Origin of the sequence: Rhizobium leguminosarum (genome assembly GCF_001679785.1) — a bacterium.
Classification (GTDB): Bacteria; Pseudomonadota; Alphaproteobacteria; order Rhizobiales; family Rhizobiaceae; genus Rhizobium; species Rhizobium leguminosarum_R.
In genome coordinates this window covers 1,353,512-1,376,142 of the sequence record NZ_CP016286.1, presented here as the reverse complement: position 1 = coordinate 1,376,142, position 22,631 = coordinate 1,353,512, and the positions used below count along the sequence as shown (strand labels likewise).

At 61.5% G+C, this 22,631-nt stretch carries 21 protein-coding genes and 1 pseudogene; 9 read left to right on the top strand and 13 right to left on the bottom strand.

Annotated elements, in window-relative coordinates; all coding sequences use genetic code 11:
• Window positions 1-127 precede the first annotated feature (127 nt).
• The 6 genes and pseudogenes from BA011_RS07000 to BA011_RS06975 form a co-directional block, all read right to left on the bottom strand.
• Entirely contained in the window at window positions 128-502 is a 375-nt protein-coding gene (locus BA011_RS07000) for a GFA family protein (RefSeq protein ID WP_065279895.1), read from the bottom strand.
• Between the two features lie 9 nt (window positions 503-511).
• On the bottom strand, window positions 512-721 hold the full coding sequence (locus BA011_RS06995) for a hypothetical protein (protein ID WP_017964244.1): 210 nt from the start codon (window positions 719-721) through the stop codon (window positions 512-514).
• 297 nt (window positions 722-1,018) lie between these two features.
• Window positions 1,019-1,645: a methyltransferase family protein gene (locus BA011_RS06990; protein WP_065279894.1), complete on the bottom strand. Its 627-nt coding sequence runs from the start codon at window positions 1,643-1,645 to the stop codon at window positions 1,019-1,021.
• 90 nt (window positions 1,646-1,735) lie between these two features.
• Window positions 1,736-2,442 (bottom strand): annotated as a pseudogene (locus BA011_RS06985) (helix-turn-helix transcriptional regulator).
• Window positions 2,439-3,371 (bottom strand): NAD(P)-dependent alcohol dehydrogenase, encoded by a 933-nt coding sequence (locus BA011_RS06980; RefSeq protein ID WP_065279893.1) that lies wholly within the window; start codon window positions 3,369-3,371, stop codon window positions 2,439-2,441. Before BA011_RS06980 ends, BA011_RS06985 begins: the two are co-directional and overlap by 4 nt.
• 337 nt (window positions 3,372-3,708) lie before the next feature.
• Window positions 3,709-4,425, bottom strand: coding sequence for an SDR family oxidoreductase (locus BA011_RS06975; RefSeq protein ID WP_237352597.1), 717 nt, complete (start codon window positions 4,423-4,425; stop codon window positions 3,709-3,711).
• Window positions 4,426-4,929: 504 nt separating this feature from the next.
• Between BA011_RS06975 and BA011_RS06970 the strand changes: the two genes are divergently transcribed.
• The 4 genes from BA011_RS06970 (at window position 4,930) to BA011_RS06955 (ending at window position 8,318) form a co-directional block, all read left to right on the top strand.
• Window positions 4,930-5,310, top strand: coding sequence for a DUF2255 family protein (locus BA011_RS06970; RefSeq protein WP_065279891.1), 381 nt, complete (start codon window positions 4,930-4,932; stop codon window positions 5,308-5,310).
• Window positions 5,311-5,375: 65 nt separating this feature from the next.
• A complete protein-coding gene (locus BA011_RS06965) occupies window positions 5,376-6,359 on the top strand; it encodes an aldo/keto reductase (RefSeq protein ID WP_065279890.1) in 984 nt (327 codons plus the stop codon).
• 137 nt (window positions 6,360-6,496) lie between these two features.
• On the top strand, window positions 6,497-7,291 hold the full coding sequence (locus tag BA011_RS06960) for a carboxymuconolactone decarboxylase family protein (RefSeq protein ID WP_065279889.1): 795 nt from the start codon (window positions 6,497-6,499) through the stop codon (window positions 7,289-7,291).
• 133 nt (window positions 7,292-7,424) lie between these two features.
• A complete protein-coding gene (locus BA011_RS06955; RefSeq protein ID WP_017988302.1) occupies window positions 7,425-8,318 on the top strand; it encodes a LysR family transcriptional regulator in 894 nt (297 codons plus the stop codon).
• A gap of 82 nt (window positions 8,319-8,400) precedes the next feature.
• Here the strand turns inward: BA011_RS06955 and BA011_RS06950 are convergent, their stop codons facing one another.
• On the bottom strand, window positions 8,401-9,306 hold the full coding sequence (locus BA011_RS06950; protein WP_065279888.1) for a LysR family transcriptional regulator: 906 nt from the start codon (window positions 9,304-9,306) through the stop codon (window positions 8,401-8,403).
• A gap of 78 nt (window positions 9,307-9,384) precedes the next feature.
• The gene (locus BA011_RS44175) at window positions 9,385-9,621 is read right to left on the bottom strand and encodes a hypothetical protein (RefSeq protein WP_186806513.1); all 237 of its coding nucleotides are present in this window, start codon (window positions 9,619-9,621) and stop codon (window positions 9,385-9,387) included.
• Between the two features lie 15 nt (window positions 9,622-9,636).
• Between BA011_RS44175 and BA011_RS06940 the strand changes: the two genes are divergently transcribed.
• From BA011_RS06940 to paoC, 4 genes are all read left to right on the top strand, one after another.
• Window positions 9,637-9,936, top strand: coding sequence for a hypothetical protein (locus BA011_RS06940; protein WP_029875229.1), 300 nt, complete (start codon window positions 9,637-9,639; stop codon window positions 9,934-9,936).
• Window positions 9,937-10,084: 148 nt separating this feature from the next.
• The gene (locus BA011_RS06935; protein WP_065279886.1) at window positions 10,085-10,774 is read left to right on the top strand and encodes a type 1 glutamine amidotransferase domain-containing protein; all 690 of its coding nucleotides are present in this window, start codon (window positions 10,085-10,087) and stop codon (window positions 10,772-10,774) included.
• Between the two features lie 16 nt (window positions 10,775-10,790).
• Window positions 10,791-11,774, top strand: a complete 984-nt coding sequence (locus tag BA011_RS06930) for an amidohydrolase family protein (protein ID WP_065279885.1) — start codon at window positions 10,791-10,793, stop codon at window positions 11,772-11,774.
• A 253-nt stretch (window positions 11,775-12,027) separates the two neighbouring features.
• Window positions 12,028-14,238 carry an aldehyde oxidoreductase molybdenum-binding subunit PaoC gene (paoC, locus tag BA011_RS06925; protein ID WP_065279884.1) on the top strand — a complete coding sequence of 737 codons (2,211 nt, stop codon included), beginning with the start codon at window positions 12,028-12,030 and terminating at the stop codon, window positions 14,236-14,238.
• Window positions 14,239-14,269: 31 nt separating this feature from the next.
• On the opposite strand, the gene BA011_RS06920 is transcribed toward paoC, so the two are convergent.
• The 5 genes from BA011_RS06920 to BA011_RS06900 form a co-directional block, all read right to left on the bottom strand.
• Window positions 14,270-15,349, bottom strand: coding sequence for an ABC transporter ATP-binding protein (locus BA011_RS06920; protein ID WP_065279883.1), 1,080 nt, complete (start codon window positions 15,347-15,349; stop codon window positions 14,270-14,272).
• A gap of 31 nt (window positions 15,350-15,380) precedes the next feature.
• Window positions 15,381-16,430, bottom strand: a complete 1,050-nt coding sequence (locus tag BA011_RS06915; RefSeq protein ID WP_065279882.1) for a carbohydrate ABC transporter permease — start codon at window positions 16,428-16,430, stop codon at window positions 15,381-15,383.
• Window positions 16,427-17,464, bottom strand: coding sequence for a carbohydrate ABC transporter permease (locus tag BA011_RS06910; RefSeq protein ID WP_065279881.1), 1,038 nt, complete (start codon window positions 17,462-17,464; stop codon window positions 16,427-16,429). The genes BA011_RS06915 and BA011_RS06910 overlap by 4 nt, the downstream gene beginning before the upstream one ends.
• 11 nt (window positions 17,465-17,475) lie before the next feature.
• Window positions 17,476-18,735, bottom strand: a complete 1,260-nt coding sequence (locus BA011_RS06905) for an ABC transporter substrate-binding protein (protein WP_065282435.1) — start codon at window positions 18,733-18,735, stop codon at window positions 17,476-17,478.
• A gap of 65 nt (window positions 18,736-18,800) precedes the next feature.
• Window positions 18,801-21,323 carry a hypothetical protein gene (locus BA011_RS06900; protein ID WP_065279880.1) on the bottom strand — a complete coding sequence of 841 codons (2,523 nt, stop codon included), beginning with the start codon at window positions 21,321-21,323 and terminating at the stop codon, window positions 18,801-18,803.
• A gap of 248 nt (window positions 21,324-21,571) precedes the next feature.
• Between BA011_RS06900 and BA011_RS06895 the strand changes: the two genes are divergently transcribed.
• Window positions 21,572-22,627 (top strand): LacI family DNA-binding transcriptional regulator, encoded by a 1,056-nt coding sequence (locus tag BA011_RS06895; protein ID WP_017960391.1) that lies wholly within the window; start codon window positions 21,572-21,574, stop codon window positions 22,625-22,627.
• Window positions 22,628-22,631: the final 4 nt, after the last annotated feature.

Sequence of the window (22,631 nt, the reverse complement as noted above, 5' to 3'; positions counted from 1 at the left end):
CTGCGGCGAAATAACCACAACGCAGATGAACCGGCGATTAGCGTTGCCGCCGAACTGGCACGGAATTGCGGATGGGTGAAATGAAATCTTGGTAAGGAAAGGCTGGTTCAAGCGCCGGAAGCGTCCGTCAATCCGCATCCTCGGCATATTGGTCCGCGCCGGGCAACGAATGCAACCAAGGCTCGCGCCGCTTGATCCAGACCTCATAACCAGGCGCAAGGTCGGTCGGCGGAGTGTCCAGGGACCCCAGGCGGATTTCCGCCTCGTCATCCCCAAGGCAGAAAAGCCTGCTGCCGCAGGCAGGGCAGAAGCTGCGCCCGGAGAAAGTGGCGATCTCGCCGCTGTGGGAGAAAGCCTGGCGCTGCCAGACCGCGAAGAAGGTGAAAGCGGAGCCGCTCGATTTGCGGCAATCGGCGCAGTGGCAGAGGCCGGTGCGAAGCGGTTCGCCTTCCACCCTGTAGGCTACCGCCCCGCAAAGGCAGCTTCCGGTTCGGATCCTCATAGAGCGCCTTCAGGCGTCGAGATTGGTCGGCAGGCCCGGCGGGCGCCGCTTGGCCGCCATCAACAGGTCGAGTTCGGTGGCCGACGGGCCGAACTTGTCGTAGAGGCGCCTTGCCTCCTTGTCATCCAACCGGTATTTCCTGGCAAATTCGCCGATGCTGTAAGGGCGGCCCCGCAACACTCTGCGCGCCGGGGTCGCCGTATTCGGTGCGTCGGTCATGGTCTTCTCCTTTTCGTCAGATAGCCTTTAAGTTAGAGCGACCTGTCGATTTGGAAAGAGCCCGCGAGCCGCATCAAGGCTTCCGGCGTGGATGGGATGCGGCTGTTTTCCTGGAACCTTTTTCGCCAACATGCGTATTTTTTTGCTCAAGGTTGCGGGCCGCACCAAGCAGACGCGGCGGTGTCAGCCTGTGCTGCGTGCCGCACAAAAACTCTACCGTGCGGACACAAGGGGCTGCCTGAGCACGCCGACGACAACCGTGAGCGCGTCCCGGGCTTCGACGTACGCTCGGCGCGGTCAAGGAACAACGATTGCCATAGTTAGAAGGCCGCTTTCTCGAAGATATTCGACGAGTTCGGAAAATGGGATCATGGCGATGGTGAAGAGAGAATCTCTTGATGTCACCAGCAGCGCCCGGTTGGAAATCACCGGAGCCTGCCCCCACTCAAAATTGGAGAAATTGGGCCAGAACAATGGTGTGCGCCGAGCGTATTCCGCATATGGCTCGGCGAAGAGGTGAGACAAATATATGGCCTCCCGCTTCGCCGTATATCTGAACACAAGATAGGCGAGCAGCGTGAAAATTCCCGTGAAAAGCAGACTACCAAACACTAGGCAGACACCGCTGATCATGCAGAGCGAAAAGAGATAAAGAGGGTTGCGCGTGATCGAATAGGGTCCCTGGGTCACAAGCGCGGAATTCTTTCGACCTCCAATATAGATGGTCGACCAAATTCGTCCGATTATGCCAAGAGCGATCAACAATGTTCCAAACTGAGCGAGCAGTGTGAGAAAAAGGCTTTCAGGTCCGAAGCCCGGATGCGCGATGAGCTGGAAGGTGACGAAGGCAGCGGTCAGCCCCCAAAAGGCCCAAATTCGCCGCTTCTGCTTGAAGGGGCGGTTGGAGGAAGTCGTATAAGCCATCATTATTTCCGATCTCTATAAAGTTTTCGAAACGCTCTGCAGGCATGCCTGCAGAGCGAGGTTGAATTCGGGAGCCGAGGCAACAATCAGCTATCCGCAATCCCTCTGTTTGCAGGGATGCTTTTCCTGAGCGCGCCACTCCTTGACGAGTTGGCGGCGGTTTCCCGGATAATGATCGTCCAGTAAACTGACGGTCATGACGTGGTCAGCTTGGAAGATGCGAAAGTCGCCCTGCAGTTCGCACCAACCCGCGATAAATCGCTGTGAATCAATAAACCCCAGCATGATTGGCCATATGGTCCTTTCGGACACGGCCCCGCTTCGATCTTTGTGCGTGATGCTTATCTTTCGCTGCTCGCGCATCGCTCGCCTGACCTGCGCCAGATCAACAACCGATGAACCTTTTTCAGAACGACCAACAAAGAACGTGTTGTCGTCCAGGCCCCGTCGCAGGTCGGGGGGAAGCACACCGCCGATTTTTGCGAGCGCGTTTTGGACAGCGTGCGCCAAAGCATCGTCTGTGTGCCGACTAACCCACTGCGCGCCAGCGACAAGCGCCTGGATCTCTTCTTCCGTGAAAGACAGAGGGGCAAAAGGAAGCCCGGCTGCAGTATGTAGCCGACTCCGGGCTCTCCATCGATATCCGCGCCCATGGCCTGCAGCGTCACGATGTCACGACGGATGGTCCGCAGCGAAACGCCGAGCTCGCGCGCAAGCGTCAAGCCGGCCACCGTTCCGCGGTGACGACGAAGAACTTGCATCAGGTCAAATAGTCGATGGCTTCGTGACACGCTCAATCCATCATGACGAGGGCTTTTCCGGCGAGCTTCCGTCCGGACTCAAGAGCCGTGATGAGTGGAATCGCTTCGCTGAGAGGCACGATCTCGGCGATTGGAAGGCGAAGATTTTCGTCCTTGGCGGCACGAGCGAGCCTATCGAGAATCTCGGACCTCGGTGTGCACACCACAACCTTCAGTCTTCGGTTGAACATCGATCGAATGAATTTCCCCGGCGTGGGATTGAGGTCGACGAACCGGCCATTCTGACGCAAGAGCCCAAGCCCCACGGCGTCCGTCATTGTCGCAGCCGTGTCGTAGACCACATCGAAACGCTCGCGAACCGTCGACAAATCAGTTGTCCGATAGTCGAACACGGTTTGAACGCCGAGGGCCCGCGCCCGTTCCGTCGCCACCGCGCTGCAACTGCCCGATACCTTTGCGCCCAGAATCTGCGCGATCTGCACAGCCGCTTCGCCCACCGCACCGGTACAGCCATTGATGAAGACGTGCTCGCCGGCAGTCAGCTTCGCTTTGTCGACCAGCCCGTTCCAAGCGGTGGCTCCAGGCGTTCCGAGACAAGCCGCCTCCTCAAACGAAACGGTGTCGGGCTTCTTGGCTAAGAAACTGTCCTTGGTGACGACAGCCTCTCCCAGGGCGCCGCTCTCCTTGAACCGGGCAAGACCGAACACGGCATCGCCGATCTTGAAGCGCGTCACCCCTTCACCGACGGAAATGACCGTCCCGGAAATATCCATCCCCATCGCACGAGGAAAAGTCCTTCCGGTAACGATCTTCATCCGTCCTGCCCGCAGCTTCCAATCAATAGGATTGATTGCTGCGAACTTGATCTTGACCGCCACCTGTCCTTTACCCGGTGAAGCCAGTTCGAACTCCTCGAGCCGCATCAGATCGGGGCCGCCGTATTGGTGATATTGAATGCGTTTCATAGTGATCCGTTCTTCCTGTTTTCTGAAGGCACGACTGTGACGGTGGCAAGCCGCCGCGAGCCCGGCCAGCGCCAACGGCCCGACGACCAGGCGGCCTCCCCTGCCCGCGTTTGACGGGAATGCTTGGAGATCGCATGGACATCCGCGGAGGCAATCCGGCGTCGCCGCGAAGTCTGATGACCATGGCTTTCCTGAATTCCGTCACGTCGATGCAGGTTAGACCACCACGGTGCCAGATTCTGGCACCATCGTTTTTGTGACATCGTCCGCTTGCAGATCCAGCGGGCGAGCAGCGATCTTCGGGAGGGTCGCCGCGACCGGTCACGGCAATCCACCATCAGGAGCGGCTGTTCATGCGCTCGAACAGGGCTTCGCCCATCCGGCGCGTGTCGGCGGAGATGCCGATTAGGATCTCCTCCTTATCCGCTTCAAGCTGCGCCAGCGCATCGACAGCGAACTCTTCCGAGGAGACCATCATGCGGCTTGCTGTGCCTTCGCTCCGCGTACCGCCGCCGAGAGCGGTATCGACGATCGGTGGCGCGACCTCGATCACCCGAATTGCTGTGGATTTCAACTGATGGCGCAGGCTGAGCGTAAAGGAATGGATCGCGGCCTTCGTGGCGCAATAGACCGGCACATCGGCCATCGGCGAAAAAGCGAGGCCCGAGCTGACGTTGATGATGAACGCATCCTCTTGCTGCCTCAAGGTGGCGAGCAGCTCGGCGATCAGATGGATCGGCGCCGTAAGATTGATCGCCACTTCCTGATCGAGAGTGTCGATCGCCGGATCACTATTGAAATCACGCCGATGCTGAACGCCGGCGTTGTTGACGATGATATTGAGGGCCGGATGGTCCGCCTTCAGCCATTCGACCATTGAATGGCGGCTCTCGCCGTCGGCAACGTCGCAAATGCGGGTGATCAGCGCAGGCAATTTCTCTTGTGCCTTCCGCAGCGCGGCTTCGCTTCTGCCGCAAATGATGACGTGATTGCCCTTTTCGCAAAGGCGCCGCGCGAGCGCGAAACCGATGCCGGTTGCGCCGCCAGTGATCAAAATTGTGTTTCCTGTAAGATTCACGGTCGTCCATCCTTCCAACAATTGAGAAGGTGCGCCGACGATGACGTGGTATCAGCGGACACACCTTTGCGACCGGCAAGCCGGTCTCAGGTGTCGCGGATACCCTTGGAGGGAGAATTGCCGTCCCTTGAGACGGCGACCGGGCTACCATCCGGTCAGCACTCTTTCGACAGGCCGTTCCTAGCAGAATGCCGATCGAACCGCAATCGGACACCATGTTCCGGTGCGCCGAGTTACGCCGCCTACTGATGTGAGCAAGGACGGATGTCCGTTTAAACCATCTTCCAGTCGAGCGCCGTAAGAGCAAAACGCTTTCGTAGTAGACCGAAACTCTGCCTGTGACCGGCCGCATTGATGATTCACGCTCATAAGTTCATGCGATTTTCGGCGCCTAATCATGGCTGGGCGCGCACCCTATATTCAGAGCATAAGATCGAGAAGCAGCATGAAGGCTGCGGCCGACACAAGCGGAGAGCGAAGATGAACTGGTCGGATAACGAACTCAGCGAGATCGATCAGGCCAACGATTTGAAAATCGCGCCGTTCAGGGACGATGGCGCCACCTATGGCACCCCGACCTGGATCTGGGAGGTTGTCGTCGATGGCTCGCTCTACGTGCGCGGCTACCATGGTCAGAAGTCCCGCTGGTATCAGGCGGCGATCCACCAGAAGGCTGGACGAATCATTGCCGCCGGCATGACGCGCACCGTCGGCTTCGAGCCTGTAGACGGCCCGATCAACGATCGCATCGACGACGCCTACCGCGCCAAATACGGCAAGAGCCAGTATCTCGCGCCGATGGTCAGCGCCCGAGCACGCGCGGCGACCGTCCGGATCGCGCCGCGTGAGGAAACTACCTGACGGCAGTCGGATCCGAATGCGTCGTCGGTAGCCATCCAAACCAACTCGAGCAAAGGAGACGCAAGATGATCAAGCGCACACTCGGCCAGGGCCTGGAAGTCTCCGCCTTGTCGCTGGGCGCCATGGGCTATGGCAAGGCCCGCGAGCTTCCCGACCGGGCCGAGATGATCGACCTGCTTCGCACCGCCGTCGAACGCGGCATGGATTTCTTCGACACCGCTGAAGTCTACGGCCCCTGGACGAACGAGGAGATGGTGGGCGAAGCGCTTGCCCCGCTTCGCGGCAAGGTTAAGATCGCCACGAAATTTGGCTGGGACATCGACCAGGAGACGGGCAAGCACCGCGGTGGCGTCAATAGCAAGCCGGCGCAGATCCGCCGCGCCATCGAGGGCAGCCTAAAGCGCCTGCGCACCGACCACATCGACCTCTACTATCAGCACCGGGTCGATCCGGACGTGCCGATGGAAGATGTGGCCGGGACGGTCAGGGAGCTGATCGCCGAGGGCAAGGTGCGGTTGTTCGGTCTGTCCGAGGCCGGTGCCCAATCGATACGCCGGGCGCATGCGGTGCAGCCGGTGGCCGCGTTGCAGAGCGAATATTCCTTGTGGACCCGCGATCCGGAGGCCGAAATCATTCCGACAATCGAGGAACTCGGCATCGGGCTCGTGCCTTTCAGCCCTCTCGGCAAGGGATTTCTCACCGGCAAGATCGACCTCAACACCACATTCGACAGTTCCGATATCCGAGCGGGAATCCCCCGCTTCGCCGAGAAAGCGCGTCTTGCCAACCTGAAGCTGGTCGAGTTGACCGGCAAGATCGGCGAGAAGCATGGTGCTACGCCGGCCCAGGTCGCGCTAGCCTGGCTGCTGGCGCAGAAGCCCTGGATTGTTCCGCTGTTCGGCACACGCAAGCTCGAACGGTTCGAGGAGAATATCGGGGCGCTGAACGTCACCTTGGACAAGGCCGATCTCGATGAGATCGAGCAGACCAACATCGTCATTCAGGGAGCTCGTTATCCCGAAGAAATGCTGCGTCGATCCGGTCTCTAGCGGGCACATTCTGCGGCAGCCAATACCACCGCAACCTGCTTCGACGCTGACGACGAGCGCATTGCGGCTTTCGTCGTCGTGCCGTTGCGGGCCCATTCCAGGCGATGCCGGAACAACCAAGTTGGAAGGATATCATCATGAAACGAATTTTGGCCGCCACGGCAATCTCGCTCACGATGGGCGAGCCTCTCATGGCCCAGGAAGGAAGTGGAGGCGGAGCCATGCCGGCAAGTGCTTCATCATTGTCGGTCAGCGACATCCAGTCCGTATCGCCGGCTCTTGGCCGATACGCTGAAGAGGATGTGCTCGGAAATCTGTGGCAGCGGCCGCAACTGTCACGCCGCGATCGCAGCATCGTCACTCTGGCCGTGCTGATCGCCCGAAACCAGGCAATCGATCTGAAGCACTACGTCGACGGCGCTCTCGATAACGGGGTGAGCCCGACGGAGGTCTCCGAGATCATCACGCATCTGGCTTTCTACTCGGGCTGGTCGAACGCGATGTCGGCAGTCGCCGCGACCAAGGACGTCTTCAAAGACCGGGGCATCACGGCCGACCAGCTGCCTGCGGCCTCTCCGCAACTGCTGCCGCTCAACGAAGAGGTCGAGCGCCAACGCGCCACCGGCGTCGAGAAGAATGTCGGTCCTATCTCTCCGGGGCTGGTGCAGTTTACGACCGACCCGCTGTTCCTCGATCTCTGGCAGCGGCCGGGCCTTGCACCGCGAGACCGCAGCCTTGTGACGGTCAGTTTGCTGATCGCATCCGGCCAGAGCGCCCAGATCACCTATCACCTTAACCGCGCCATGGATAACGGCCTGACCGCCGACGAAGCCGGCGAGGTCGTTGCCCATACGGCCTTCTACGCCGGCTGGCCGAACGCCTTCTCTGCCTCGTCGGTTGTCGGAGAGGTGCTGCGTAGCCGGGCGAAGTGAAGCTCCAGCCTGCAGCAAAAGCACCCCGGTCCGGCGCAAAGGGGTCCGGCGTGCTTGCTGCTCCAGAGTTGATTGCTACCATTTCATAGGCAGGCGTTTATGATGGGCGTCGGTCTATGAGGAGGAATCATCATTGGAGCGCCAGAATATCAACGACCTGATGGTGTTCCTGGTGGTTGCGAGGGAGCGCAGTTTCACCAAAGCCGCAGCCAAGTTCGGCGTCTCTCAGTCGGCGCTGAGCCATACGCTCCGTCAGCTCGAGCAGCGGCTGGGTGTGCGGCTGCTGACAAGGACGACGCGCAGCGTCTCACCGACCGAGGCCGGCGAACGGATGCTGCAGAGCATCGGTCCGCTTTTCGACGAGATCGGATCTGCGCTCGATGGGCTCAACATTCTTCGGGACCAGCCGGCTGGAACCGTCCGGCTGACCGCCGGCGACTACCAGATCCAGTGCTACATATGGCCGAAGCTTCGAACCTTTCTCCAACAATATCCCGACATCAGGCTCGAACTGGACGTGAACTACGGTCTGCAGGACATCGTCAGTGAAGGCTATGATGCCGGCGTGCGCTTCGGCGAACAGATCGCCAAGGACATGATCTCGGTGAGGATCGGGCCGGATGTTCGTTTCGCCGTCGTCGCCGCAGAATCCTATTTTGCCTCACGCGATATTCCAACACATCCGAAGGACCTCATGCAGCACAGGTGCATCAATCTGCGCCTGCCCACCTATGGCGGTCTTTATGCCTGGGAGTTCGAAGAGAACGGCCGCGAGATCAAGGTTCGGGTGGACGGGCAGCTCGTCTTCAACACGATCTACAACGTTCTTGAGGCGGCTCTCGACGGCTTCGGCTTCGCCTATGTCCCGGAAGATATCGCCAAGCTCCATCTCGGAACCGGTCGCCTCCACCGATTTCTCGAAGATTTTTCTCCCTATTGGGAGGGCTTCCATCTCTACTACCCAAGCCGACGCCAGTCTTCGCCCGCCTTTTCCCTTCTCGTGAACGCGTTGCGTTATTCAACGTGAGCGGCTGCGACGACAGAGTGGCGAGCCGCTTTTTGCACCGTTGCGCGGCTCCTGCGGGAAATAAAGCGCAAAGGGATTCGCTTCAGACGACGAAACGCTTCGGCAATTCGGTGGCAAGCGCATCGATCGCCAGTCGCGACCGCAACGGCAGATATTGGGTGGTCGGCCACACGGCGTAGCATTTCATCGCCGCCCTCGGCCGATCGGTCCAGAGTTCGACCAGTTCGCCTGCCTGCACGCGGTCATGGATCAGCCAGTAGGGAAGCCAAGCGAGGCCCATGCCATCGACGGCGGCATCGGCGATCACTTCGAGATCGTCAAAGCGCAGTCTTGAAGTGACCGACAGGTCGATGAGAGCACCGGTCGCATCGGGAAGCTGCCAGGTCAGGCCATAATCGTTGCGCCAGTATACGAGCGTGTCATGTTCTGACAGATCCGCCAGCGAATGTGGCTCCCCTCGTACGGCAAGATAGGCTGGAGAAGCGCAGAGCGCCTTGCGCGGGCTGACCAGTCGCCGGGCGTGGAGCGCGGTTCCGTTCCCTAGAACGCCATTGCGCACCGCCAAATCGAAGCCGTCGGCGATCAAATCGATCTGGCGGTCACTGAAGCTGAGTTCGAGTTCGAGCCTCTCGTGCTGGCGCGCATAGGCACGCAGGATGGGTGCGGCGCAGTAGCGGCCAAACAAGACGGGCAGCGACACGCGCAACTTGCCGACGACCTCACGCCGGCCGGATTCTAGGAGAGATTCGCCTGCGCGCAGTTCCTCGATCGCACGCACACAGCGCTCGTAATATTGCTGACCATCTTCGGTCAGGCTCTGCGTCCGCGTGGTCCTGTGAAACAACCGGACGCCCAGGCGCTCCTCGAGACGCGCGATGGCCTTACCGACTGCGGAGCGCGTCAACGACAATCGCTCGGCAGCTTTGGCAAAGCCGCCCGTCTCGACCGCCTCGACAAAGACTTGCACTCCATCAAACCTGTCTCGCACGGAGCGGATCCTCGCGAAGAACGGTCCTGCGATTGGAGAACCTCAGGAACCAAAGAAGAGAAAAACTATTTCTAATCGTCAACTGTATTCTACGATATAAGGCCGGCCAAGCAAACGATATTTCCTGGCAACAACGGCAGCACAGACGACCTCATCCCGCTCGGAAACTGGTTTGGTGTCATAACCCAATCGAAGACTGACCAGGCGCCGGATGTCGCGCCTGCCGGAAGCGATCTCAGGACGGCGGGTTACCTCGGTCGTCCGCGTGGCCGAGACCGTGCGCCGGTTCCAACCCGCCTGATCCATCTTTCTCAACCAAAGAATCCTGCCATGAAACTGCTTTGCCTCGATATTCCCCAGCCCGGCGCCAGTCTGGAAAAGTACCAGCCGCATATGTCGGATGAAGCCCGACACGCCTGGCAGATGTACAAGGGCGGCATCATCCGCGACATCTATTTCCGCCAGGACCGTCCGGGTGTCGCCATCATCGCCGAATGCGAGTCGGTCGAAGCCGCCAAGCAGGCCCTGAGCGAATTCCCGCTGGCCAAGGCCGGGCTTCTCGACTGGGATGTCATCCCGCTTGGCCCCTTCCTCAACTGGGAAGCGCTGTTTGCGCCCGGCAACGCCTGAGATTCCTTGTCCGCGATACAACGGAACACTTTGCGCCCGATCGCGAATTCGGCGGGCGCAGCAGAGCCTACGAGCGCATCTTGAAGAGCGATATGAAGTTCGCGTCGTCATCGACATGGCCTCGCTCAATTCCCGAGGAGCCAAAACAATGGCAAATAATATCAAGCCCATCCTTTGCGTGGTCACCAGCCATCCGATCAGAGGCGACACCGGCGAGCCCACCGGCTTTGCGATGGTCGAACTCACGCATCCGCTCGACGTTTTCCGCGCGGCCGGTATCCCGACCGAGATCGCCTCGATCCGGGGCGGCCATCCGCCGATCGACTTCTTCGACCTCACTGATCCGGTCAACGCCCGCTTCTGGAAGGACCGCGAGTTCCGCGATGCGCTCGCCCACTCGCTCATCCTCGACGAACTCGATCCCTCCCGCTACTCCGCAGTCTTCTTCGCCGGCGGCCACGGCACGATGTGGGATTTTGCCGACAGCCCGGCTGTGCAACGCGTGATCCGCGATATCTACGAAACCGGCGGCATCGTCTCGGCGGTCTGCCACGGCCCCGCTGCATTGGTGAACGCAACGCTCTCGGACGGCAACCATTTGGTCGCGGGCAAGAAGCTGGCCGCCTTCACGGACGAGGAAGAGGCGGAGGTCAAGTACACCGAGGTCGTGCCCTATCTGCTGGCGACGACCCTCAAGGAGCGAGGCGCGCTGCATCAGCCGGCGCCGAACTGGACGGAGAAGGTGGTGGTCGATGGCCGCTTGATCACAGGTCAGAACCCGGCATCCGCACACGGGGTCGGCCAGGCGATCGTCGATCAACTCGCCCAGAAGTCCTGACCGAAGGAATTCACCAATGAAGATCATCGCAATCGAAGAGCATGTCCTGCCCGATGAGGTGAAGCATGGGTGGAACACGATTCCCGGCGCCGACGACGGAACGCTTGGGCTCAATCCAGGTCTGCTCGGCGAACGGCTGGCGGATCTTGGAGAGCAGCGGCTGGTTCTGATGGACGAGACCGGCGTCGATCTGCAGGTTCTCTCGTTGACGACTCCGGGTCTCAACAATCTCGGCCATCATGGCGTCGATCTTGCTCGTCGCGCCAACGACATTCTGGCCGGCACTGTTTCGGCTCACCCATCCCGCTTCCAGGCGATGGCGGCTCTCTCCTTTGCGCAACCGGACGAGGCGGCGCGAGAGCTGCGGCGAGCCGTCGAGGAACTCGGCTGCAAAGGTGCCGTTCTGTTCGGCCGGGTCGGCGACAAGAATCTCGATCATGTGATCTTCGAGCCGACATTCGCCAGCGCAGCGGAGCTCAATGTCCCACTTCTGATTCACCCGCAGATCCCGCAGACGAGCATTCGCGACACCTATTATGCGGGCTTCGGCGCCCCCATCGATCTCGCCCTGTCCACGTTTGCCCTCGGATGGCATTTCGAGGCAGGCATCCAGTTCGTGCGTCTGATCCTGGGCGGCGCCTTTGACCGTCACCCGAACCTCCAGGTCATCCTCGGGCACTGGGGTGAGCTGGTGCTGTTTTATCTCGAGCGGCTCGTCATGCTGGATCGGGTGTCCAAACTCCAGCGGCCATTCCTCGACTATGTCCGCAACAACCTCTATCTGACGGCCAGCGGCATGTTCAGCCCCGCCTATTTGCGGCAGGCGATCGATGCCGTCGGCGTGGACCGCATCCTGTTCTCGACGGACTACCCATACCAGTATCGCCCCGGAGGCGATGCGCGGCGATTTGTCGAAGATTTGGAGCTCGATGCCGCCGACAAGGAGAAGTTCGCGCATGCGAACTGGGAGCGCCTCACCGCAGGCCGTTTCCTCGCCTGATCTCGGCGGAAAGCTTCCGTTCGTGAGGCAGACTCATAAGGTCTTGCAATTTGCCGCCGGTAATCCTTTCCGATGCGTGACCCATTTACTCACGTGAGCGATCCACTGATTCGCCCCTGAGCACGAGTCCCAGCATCGACTATACCGGCTGACGGACTACTGAAGGCGCGGAGCCGCTACTCAACAACCCGTTCAAGCTGTTGTTGGTGGAGCGGACGCTCAGCGACGTGATAGCGCAAGCGAGGATTGATCCATGAAGTTCGACACACCTGCAGGACCGAACCCGATTGACCGGATGACCGTTGTCGGCCAGCCTCACAACCGCTTCGAGGCAGAGCTCAAGACGACTGGGACGGCGACCTACGCCTACGAATATCACAACGTCGCACCAAACGCTGCCTACGGCTATATCCTTGGCGCAGCAATTGCCAAGGGCCGAATCTCATCGATCGACACCCGGCGCGCCGAGGCCGCGCCCGGCGTGCTGGCGGTCATTACTCACCGCAATGCCGGTCCGCTTGGTGTCGGAAAATTTTATGTCCAGCGCATGTTGGCTGCCCCTGATGTCGATCACTACCATCAGCCTGTTGCAGTCGTGGTGGCCGAAACCTTCGAACAGGCACGCGCGGCTTCCTCGCTGATCCGCGTCGACTACGCTCGCAGCCCGGGCCGCTTCGATCTCGCCGAGCAACTGGACAGCGCGCCGGTTGCACCGCAGATGGAGTTTGGTGGACCGACCGAGACGCAGGTCGGAGACTTCGACCAGGCTTTTGCAGCCGCGGAGGTGAAGGTTGACGAGACCTATACTGTTCCCGACCAGGCGCATGCAATGATGGAGCCGCATGCGACGATCGCGACCTGGGATGGCGATCGGGTGACGTGCTGGACCTCAATTCAGCAGATGAATTGGGGAACCCGCGATCTCGGACTCATTCTCGGCATTCCGCGCGAAAACGTTCGGCTGATCTCACCCTTCATCGGCGGCGGCTTCGGCGGCAAGGGCACGGTGCAGTCAGATCTGGTGCTGGCGGCCGTTGCCGCGCGCATGGTGCGGCGACCGGTGAAGATCGCGCTTCAACGTCCGATAATGTTCAACAATACGATCCATCGGCCGAAGACGATCCAACGGATCCGGCTCGGCGCCTCGCGCGACGGCAGGCTGACGGCGGTCGGTCATGAGAGCTGGTCGGGCAATCTCGCCGGCGGCCGCACCGAGCCGACCACCCTTTCGACACGGTCGCTCTACGCCGGGGCGAACCGGATGACAGCTGTCCGGCTAGCGACGCTCGACCTGGCCGAGGGCAATGCCATGCGTGCGCCGGGAGAGGCGCCCGGTTTGATGGCGCTCGAGATTGCCATGGACGAGATGGCCGAAAAGCTCGGCATGGATCCGGTCGAGTTCCGCATCCTGAACGATACCCAGGTCGATCCGGAAAATGCCGATCGGCCTTTTTCCTCGCGTCCCTTCGTCGAATGCCTGCGCACAGGCGCCGAACGCTTCAGATGGAGCATGCGCAAAACTGAGACAGGTCAAGTCCGCGATGGTGACTGGTTGATTGGTATGGGCATGGCGGGTGCGATCCGCGGGGCACCGATTTCAAAGGCCGGAGCGCGGGTTCGTCTCGATCGCCAGGGCATGCTGACAGTCGAGACCGACATGACGGACCTTGGCACCGGCAGCTACACGATCGTGCAGCAAACGGCGGCCGAGATGATGGGCCTGCCAATCGACCGCGTAGTGGCAAAGCTCGGGGATTCGAGCTTTCCGGAGACGCCGGGATCTGGAGGACAGCAGGGTGCGCCTTCGGTCACAGCAGGCGTCTATGCTGCCTGCACGAAGCTGCGAGCGGTGGTCGCCCAGCGTCTGGGCTTCAACGCCACAGAGGCTGAGTTCATTGGCGGTGAGGTTCGGTCCGGAAATCGAAAGGCGCTGCTCGCCAGCGCTGCCGCCGATGGCGATCTCGTCGCCGAAGACGTCATGGAATTCGGCGATCTGGCGAAGCGCTTCGCGATCCAGACCTTCGGGGCGCATTTTTCCGAGGTCGGCGTCGACGTCTATACCGGCGAAATCCGCGTTCGCCGCATGCTCGCCGTATGCGCCGCCGGCCGCATCCTCAACACCAAGACCGCGCGCAGCCAGGTGATCGGCGGGATGACAATGGGGATCGGGGCCGCCCTGATGGAAGAGATGGTGGTCGATAAGAGATCCGGCTTCTTCGTCAATCATGATCTCGCCGGCTACGAGGTTCCGGTCCACGCCGACATCCCTCATCTCGAGGCCGTGCTCCTCGACGAAGTAGATCCAGCGATATCGCCGGTGAAAGCGAAAGGCGTCGGGGAACTGGGACTGACGGGTGTCGCGCCGGCCGTCGCAAATGCGGTCTACAACGCAACCGGCGTGCGGGTGCGGCAATATCCGATCACACTGGAGAAATTGCTCGATCGGTTGCCTCATCGCGAGTGATAGTCCCGGCGAAATGACAAGAGGTCTCACATCAGGATAGACGCCGGCCGTCCTCGCCGAAAAGGTGCAGGACGGCGGGGTCGAGGTGCAGCGGCAGGCTGTCGCCTGATTTCATCCGCTGCTGGCCGGCAAAAACCGCAATCAATTTCTTCCCGGCTGCGTCGGCGTGGACGACGGTCTCCGAGCCCAGTTCCTCGACGAGGGTGACGCGGGTATCCAGCCTGCCCGCCGAGCCCTCATCGGCAAGGGTGATATGCTGCGGCCGGATGCCGATGCTGACTCTTTCGCCCGCCGGGCGTGCCTCCTTGGCAATCACCGAGAGACGATGGCCGCCGACGGTTTCGACCTCAGCGAAACCGCCCTCGTGACCGACAATCGCACCTTCGAGAAAATTCATGTGCGGCGCGCCGATGAAGCCGGCGACAAAGCGGTTGGCCGGCTTGTTGTAGAGTTCCAGCGGTGTTCCCACCTGCTCGATCCTGCCGCCTCTCAGCACGACGATACGGTCGGCCAGCGTCATTGCTTCGACCTGATCGTGGGTGACGTAGATCATCGTCGCCTTCAGGCGGGCGTGAAGGGCCGCCAGTTCGGCGCGCATGCTGACCCTGAGTTCCGCGTCGAGATTGGAGAGCGGCTCGTCGAGCAGGAAGGCATCCGGCCGCCGCACGATGGCGCGGCCGATCGCAACGCGCTGGCGCTGGCCGCCAGAGAGCTGGCCCGGACGGCGCTGCAGGAAAGGCTCAATCTCCAGCATGCGCGCAGCGTCCGTGATGCGCGCTTCGATCTCGGCTTTCGCCACCTTGGTGTTCTCGAGACCGAAGGCGAGGTTTTCCCTGACGCTCATATGCGGATAGAGCGCATAGGACTGGAAGACCATGGCCAGGCCGCGATCGGCGGCGCTGATAGCGGTAACATCCTTCCCGTCGATGGCAATGCTGCCGCCAGTCGGCTTATCGAGGCCGGCGATCAGGCGCAGCAGCGTCGATTTCCCGCAACCGGAAGGGCCGACGAAAGCGACGAACTCGCCGTCATTGACATGAAGCGAGACATCGCGAATGACCTCGACGGCGCCGAAATTCTTGACGATGTTCCTGAGCTCGAGCCCGCTCATGCACTCTCCTGTTTTCTTCTTTTAAGGTGGCCTATTTGAGCCCCGAACCGGCAATGCCCGTCGTAATGAAGCGCTGCAGGAAGACGAAGATCAGCACGACCGGAATCATCGAGACGACGGTCATGGCGAGGATGTAGTGCCATTGCACATTGAGCTCGCCGGCATAGACGTTGAGGCCGACCTGCAGCGTATAGAGTTCCTTGCGCGACAGCACGATCAACGGCCAGAGGAAGTCGTTCCAGCGCCAGACGACCGAGAAGATCGCCAGCACCGCGAGAGCCGGCGCCGACAGCGGCAGGATGATGCGCCAGTAGATCTGCCATTCGCTGGCCTTGTCCATTCGCGCGGCGTCGAGCAATTCGTCGGGGATCGTCAGCATATATTGCCTGAGCAGGAAGACGCCCGTCGGGGTGGCGACCGTCGGCAGGATGACGCCCCAAAGGCTGTCGAAGAGGTTCAGCGTGCCGATGACGGAATAGAGTGGCACGACGATGACCGAAAGCGGCACCATTAGCGTCGCCAAGATCATCAGCATGACGGCGGTGCGACCGGGGAACTGGTATTTCGACAGCGCGAAAGCGGCCATGGAATTGACGAGCAGCGTAATCGCCGTCGCCACGACGGTGACGAAGACGGAATTGCGCAGGAACAGGAAGCAATCGAAGCGCTGGAACGGCTCGGTGTAGTTGCCGCCGGCGAATTCGACCTGGCGCACCGGTGTGCGGTCCTTGATATTCGCCTTGACGATTTCGCCCGGCTGTTTCGGATCGACCATCTGGCCGATGATGCCGATGCGGCGGACTTCGGCGAGCACGCGCGTGCTGCCATCCGGCATTGCGACATTGTAGAGCGGCAACGGCTTGTCGTATCCCGGCACCACTGCCTGTTCGGTGACATAGGGCAGGAAGGAGGGCGGGAATTCGGCAAGGGCCGCCGGCGTCTTGAACGAAGAGAAGACCAGCCAGACGGCCGGGCCGAACATCAGGAACACGCCTGATATCAGCCAGATCCAGGTGACCACATCCGTCCAATGCCAGCCGCGGCCGCGCCGGCGGAGCAGAAAGGCAGAGACAGCGCTCATTGGCGTGCTCCCTTCTTCTCGTTGCGGCTACTGACGCCGAGCTGGACCAGCGTCAGGATGACGAGCACGATGCCCATCAGGATCGAGGCGGCCGACGCCAGTCCCGGATTACGCAGCGAACTCGCAAAGCCGGTCTCGTAAATATATTGGGTGATGTACATGGTGCTGGTGCCCGGTCCGCCGCCGGTCAAAACGAAGACCTCGTCGAAGATCTGCACGGCGCGGATCAGCGCCAAGACCAGGACGACGATGAGGTTCGGCATCAGCAGCGGCAGGGTGATGCGCCGGAAGATGCGGGTTGGACGGGCGCTGTCCATCGCCGCCGCCTCGTAGAGATCGCGCGGGATCGCCTGCAGGCCGGCAAGCAGGATCAGCGCATAAAAGCCCATATGCGCCCAAACCGAGACGAAGACGGCAAAGAAGAAGGCCCAGAAACGGTCGCTGAGCCAGGAAAAGGGTTCGAAGCCGAAGGGGCTCAGCGCATAGTTCAAAAGGCCCTCACGCTGCAGTATCCATTTCCAGATCAGGCCGACGACGACGGGCGACAGCAGCACCGGGAAGAAAAAGACGGCGCGCCAGAAGCCGCGATTGGAAAGCTCGCGGTTGAGGATCAGCGCCGTTGCGAGCGCCGCGATCAGCATCACCGTCACCTGGAAGACGACGAAGACGGCGGTGTTGCGCACCGCCGCCCAGAATGTGTCGGCAGCACAAGTCGAAGGGTCGAGATAGCTGCCGCAATCGAAGAGGATGCGGTACTGGTCGGCGCCGACATAGGTCCTGTTCGGAAGGAAGATGGCGCTGCCGCTCGTTGTCGAATAGAGGAAGTTGATGACCAGCGGCAGCAGCACGAAGACGGTGAAGATCAGCATGTTGGGCGCCAGGAAGACGCCCGCCATGCCGTTCAGTCCCGTCAGCTTCTGCCAGCCGCGCATGGGAATGTCCACGAGCCCCATGGCAAGCCGGACAGGCGCAAGGAGCGCCTGCCGCAGACCGGTTTTGACAAGTGGTTCGGAATAAACCGTCTTCTCCGCCATCCGTTCGTCCGTCAGTTGCCGCCAACCTTGGCCTTGATGTCCTCGTCGATGCGCGCATAGGCGTCGTCGAGCTTCATTTCGCCGGCGATCACCTGGCTGATGCGGGCGACGATGGCGCTGTAATAGGCGTCCGACCACTTCCAGCCCGGCAGCTTCACGGCGGGCGCAGCCGTCTGTCCGGCCGCTTCGACGAAGGCCTTCAGCGCCGCCTTCACATGCGGATTGTCAGTCTTGAAGTCGACCTGGCCGGCAGCCACACCCTTATGCGCCGGGATGAACAGGCTGCGCTCGGCGAACTCCTTCTGCACGTCGGCACTTGCCAGGTAATCCATCACCTTGGCGACGTCCTTCGGGTTTTTGGTGTACTTGATCGCGACGAGACCCGCACCACCCTGCATGCCGGAGCATGCGACCGAGCCGCAGGGGCTGCCCGCCATCACCCAGTCGAAACTGTCGCCGATCTTCTGGGCGAAGCCTGGGATCTGCCAGCTGCCCGAATAATAATAGGCAAGGCCGCCATTGATGAAGTCGTCGGAGGCAGCGCGGTAGGTGGAGCCGGCAGCACTGACCCAGACGTCCTTGTTGACGATGCCGTCCTCGTTCCACTTGACGAAACGGCTGAGGAAGTCCTTGGCCCCCTGATCGAGCGGAGCCGGTTTCCCGTCGGTGGCGATGTAATTGGCGCCGTAGGAGATGTTCGGACCGGAGACGCGGTGACCGGAGCGGTCGATCGCCATGGCGAAGACCTTCTGGCTGTCGGCGACCTTCTTGGCTGCCGCCGCCCAGTCGTCCCAGGTGGCCTTCGGGCCGGGGATCTCGACGCCAGCCTGATCGAACAGCGTCTTGTTGGCGAAGCCGCCGGTCAGCGTCAGCTGCGTCATGAAGCCGGTGATGGCGTTCGAGCCGTCGGGACGCATCCAGTCGGCCTGGGCGCCGAAATTGTCGTCCCAGTATTTCGCGTCGGTGAGATAGGGGCGAAGGTCGAGCCAGTGCTGCGCCGGTGCCTTCAGATTGGCGACGCGGGCGATATCCGGCCCCTGCCCGGCTTCGAGCTGCACCGGCAGCTGTTCCTTGACGACGGTGTAGGAGACCTCGTCGAGGATGACGTTGACGTCGGGATTGGCTTTGGAGAAGCGCGACAGCAGATCCTTGACCACCTCGCCTTCATTACCGTCGGAATACCACATGATGCGCACGTCGCCGGCATGGGCGGCAACGGAACTCAAGAGAACTGCAGCAAAAGCCGCGCCGATCGATTTCATTCTGGTCATTTTTTCCTCCTCTTGACCGATCAATTCCTGCGTTCGGCCGGTCCTCCACCTGCCGGACACGTCGTCTACGAGGCCGCGCACCGAGGCTGCCTGGCCGGTATCTTCAGATGTACCGCTTCTCCCCGCACCGACCAGTCCGTCGGGCGAAGAATACGGCCTTCGGCACGCACGGTGCCGTCCTCTTCGAAAACGACCCGGCCATAATCCGGATCGACGACGATCAATGCGCCCTCGTCGTCTCGGCGGGCCGAAAGCGTGGCGAAACGCGCCTGCATGTCGTCAAGGCCAACCTCGCGCCCGACATCGGAGAGACGGACGATCCAGCGGCTCTTGCGGCTGGCCAGACGCAGCTCGATATCCGTCGTCGGGCCTTGCTTTACCGGCTCCAGCGCGCCGTTGCCGATCAGCATCGCAATGCCGTTGCCGGAGCGGGCGAGCGCCAGATTGCCGTCGACCACAGTGTCGTCGAAGGCCTCGAGCGGGAACCAGGCATGGGTGAAATCCGGCTGGCCCTCATGGATATCGAAATCGAGGATCGCCAGATCGCGATATTGATGCACGCGCGGCAATGTTCCGCAGCCACCCCAGAAGCTCGGCCGGCCATAACCGAACTGGATGGTTTCGCCGGGATGGTTGATCCAGATCTGCGCTTCCGGGCGGTCGCCCAAGCGCAGGTGCAGCACCGTCTCCTGGTAGCCGCAGGCGCCGGGACGATAATGGGCAATGGTGCCGAGCGCGGTGTCACGGGTCTTATAGTGATAGAGGGCAGCGAAACGGTTCTCGCCCTGGGAAAAGGTCCATTCCTGCGCATCGTCGGACTGGTGCGCGGCGATCGCCGCCAGCTCCTCGGGGAAACGCAGGCCGTGATCGCGAATGCAGACGGCAAGCTGCGGCAAAGCGTGGACACGCCGGCCGTACCAGCCGCGGCCCCAGAGCAGTCGGGCGATAGCTGACAGTTCAACAGAGCGGCCGGGGCGCAGCGTATGTTCGTAGGAGCGGCCCTGGCTGCCGGTCAGCATGCCGTGATGGGCCGAACGGGCAACGATCTCCATCAGGCGAACGATGCTGGCGCTCGCCCGGTTGCGGATCGTCTCATCCGGCGCGCAGGCGGCCAGCGCCGTCAGCCCCTTGAGATCGATCGGGAAATAGGGAACGGAATTCCATTCGGCCATTTCCCAGCGCTCGAAATGATCGAGCCAGGCGCGGACACGCCCTTCGCCGACCTTCATTTGCTCGGCGCCGGTGCGGCCGGAACGGACGAAGACGGCATCGGAGAACAGCCTGCCGCCGAGATAGGCGGCCGTGTGGAAGAGAAGCGCATGGTTTTCCGAAAAATACCACTGAACGTCGTTGCCAGGCTCATCCATCCAATAGCGGTAATTGAGGACGGCATGCTCGATCCTGTCGCGCAGCTCAGGTGACAGCAGATCGCTCCAGCGCGTATAGGCAAAAAGCAGCGGCACCAGCACGAAATCGGCGCAGTCGTGGCAATCCTCGATAACAGGCAGCATGGCCGAGATCATCGCCTCGGTTTCCTCGCCGCCCTGCCCCCGCGCGAGGCGCGCGAAAGCACAGACCGTGTCGGGCTCGGAATGGCCGGCGACCTCAGCCAGCGCCTCGGCGACGCGGTCCTCCAGGGCGGCAGGTGCTTCTCCCTGGCGCTGGGGATGACAGATCTCGACGCCGAGCGTGCGACTGAGCGAAAGCGCGCCTGTTTTGAAGGTGATGCGGAAATGGCGGAAATCGGCGGGCATATCCGCCGAGGTGCCGAGTTCCAGCTTGGTTGCTCCCGCTTCCAGCTCGAAATCATAATCGAAGCGCTCGATCGACATGAAGTCGCCTTCGATCTCGACATGGCAGCTCAGTGCCACCGGCAGCGGCGCGGGGAAGAGGATGGTCACGTCTTCGCCCAGATAAGCGGTGCGGTCGAAGCGCATGCCTTCAAGGATCGCCTCCAGCGCATCCGCATCACCGGCGGCGATGGGAACGGGCACTGATATTTCGACACTAGGCCCCTCGACATAATCCAGCTGGAAATAGAAACGGGCGTCGCGCTCGGCGAGATCGTCGAAATAGACGCGGATTTCGTTCAGGCCGGCCGTGAGTTCGACCTCGAAGTCTTGCTGAGCTTCGAGATTGCGCTGGTAAGGCGCCATGAAACCCTGCTCGAGGCCATTGACGAAGAGGATCGCGCCGCCGCAGGTCGACAGCCGAAGCGTGGCACGTCCCGCGGAGCGGGCATCGAGGAAGGTACGCGCCCAGCAGCCGATGCGTGTCGGGCGAAACCAGAAGCCGGAGAGATCGACACGCGGTGAGGCAAAGGGAAGCCACCAGCGGACGGCATCGAATTCGGCTGTCGGCTGCGGCCGCCGGCCGGAGAAGGATTTTTTGAATTCGGTGCGGCAGGGATATTCATGCGGAATGAAGTTCTTCGTCTTGGTGACGAAGAAAAACGGATCCATGCTGCCTTGCATCGGACGGTCGGCGACGTCGTAGCGCTGCTGCCACAGGTCGGCGAGCTGCCAGTAGACGATCGGGCTAGCCTTGGCCGTTGCACGGCGGAGATGGGATTGCTGCTCGGCGGTCATTGCTTCAGACCGCCCTAGAACAGCTAGAGCATGATGTCGTCCGAAAACCGCTCACACTTTTCGGCATCATGCTCGATCCTTGGGACGCCGGACAAAACGCCGACACATGGATTGGCCCTCAAGCCGCATGTTCAAAGCCTCCCTGCTCTGCCGCTTGTCGCGGACTCCTCAGGCAACGATTGTGCACAGGCAATCCATTTGCGCAATCTGAAAGATTTTTGCATAGTAGCTGCCAGCGAGGAGATGACATGGCGGCGGAAGAGAAAAAAGGCAGGCGCACGCGCCTCGACGACATTGCCGCCCGATGCGGCGTCTCGATCAGCACGGTGTCGCGTGCGCTGGCCGGCGAAAAGGGCGTCAGGCCGGAGATCCGCAAGCTGGTGCTGGAAACGGCAAGTGCGGTCAGCTACGCGCTGCCGGCGAGCGTTGCCGGCAAGAAGGTCATGCTCGTCGCCTCCGGGGCGGCGATGATCGACTATGTCCGCAACCAGTTTACGGTCTACGTGCTCGAAGGATTGAATGCGCGAGCCGCCGCCCTCGGCATCGAACTGGCGATGCGCCCGGTCGCCGACAAGGGGGACGAAGCCCGCGTCGTCGCCGAGATGCGTGACGATCCGAGCTTTGGCGGCATGCTGATCCTGACCGTCGACGAAGAGGAGATGCTGGCTGCGGCCGCTGATCTCGGAAAGCCCGTCGTGCTCGTCAACAGCGACGATCCCTATATGCGGCTTTCCAGTGTGACGCCCTGCAACCGTTCAGCCGCCTTCATCGCCGCCGAGCGGCTGATCAAGGCCGGGCATCAACGCATCCTGTTCATGCTGAGGCCGGGTCGGCGGACGATCGAGCGGCGCCTCGAGGGTTGGCGCGATGCCCTGCAGCACCATGGGCTGACGGCCGATGCCGATCTGGTGCTCGAAGTCGACGACTGGCTGCCGGAACTCGGCGCCGAGGCGGTCACCCGTCTTGTCCGCGAGAAAGGACTCACCTTCACCGCCATCCTGACGGCGGGCGACAGTCTTGCCAATGGCGCGGTGCGCGGCTTGCAGGCGATGGGCTATGCCGTGCCGCAGGACATCTCCGTCATGGGCATAGACGATCTGCCGCAGTCGGCCTTTCTCAATCCGCCGCTCTCGACGGTGCATATTCCGATGCGCGAACTCGGCGCCACCGCGCTCGATCTGCTGCGCGACATGATGCTCGGCCTTGCGGCCCCACGGCGGCGGGTCGAGCTTGCCTGCCATCTCGTCGAAAGGGGTAGCGTTGCAGCCGTCAGGCATGTGCCTGTCGTAACGGAAGGTCGCTGACGAG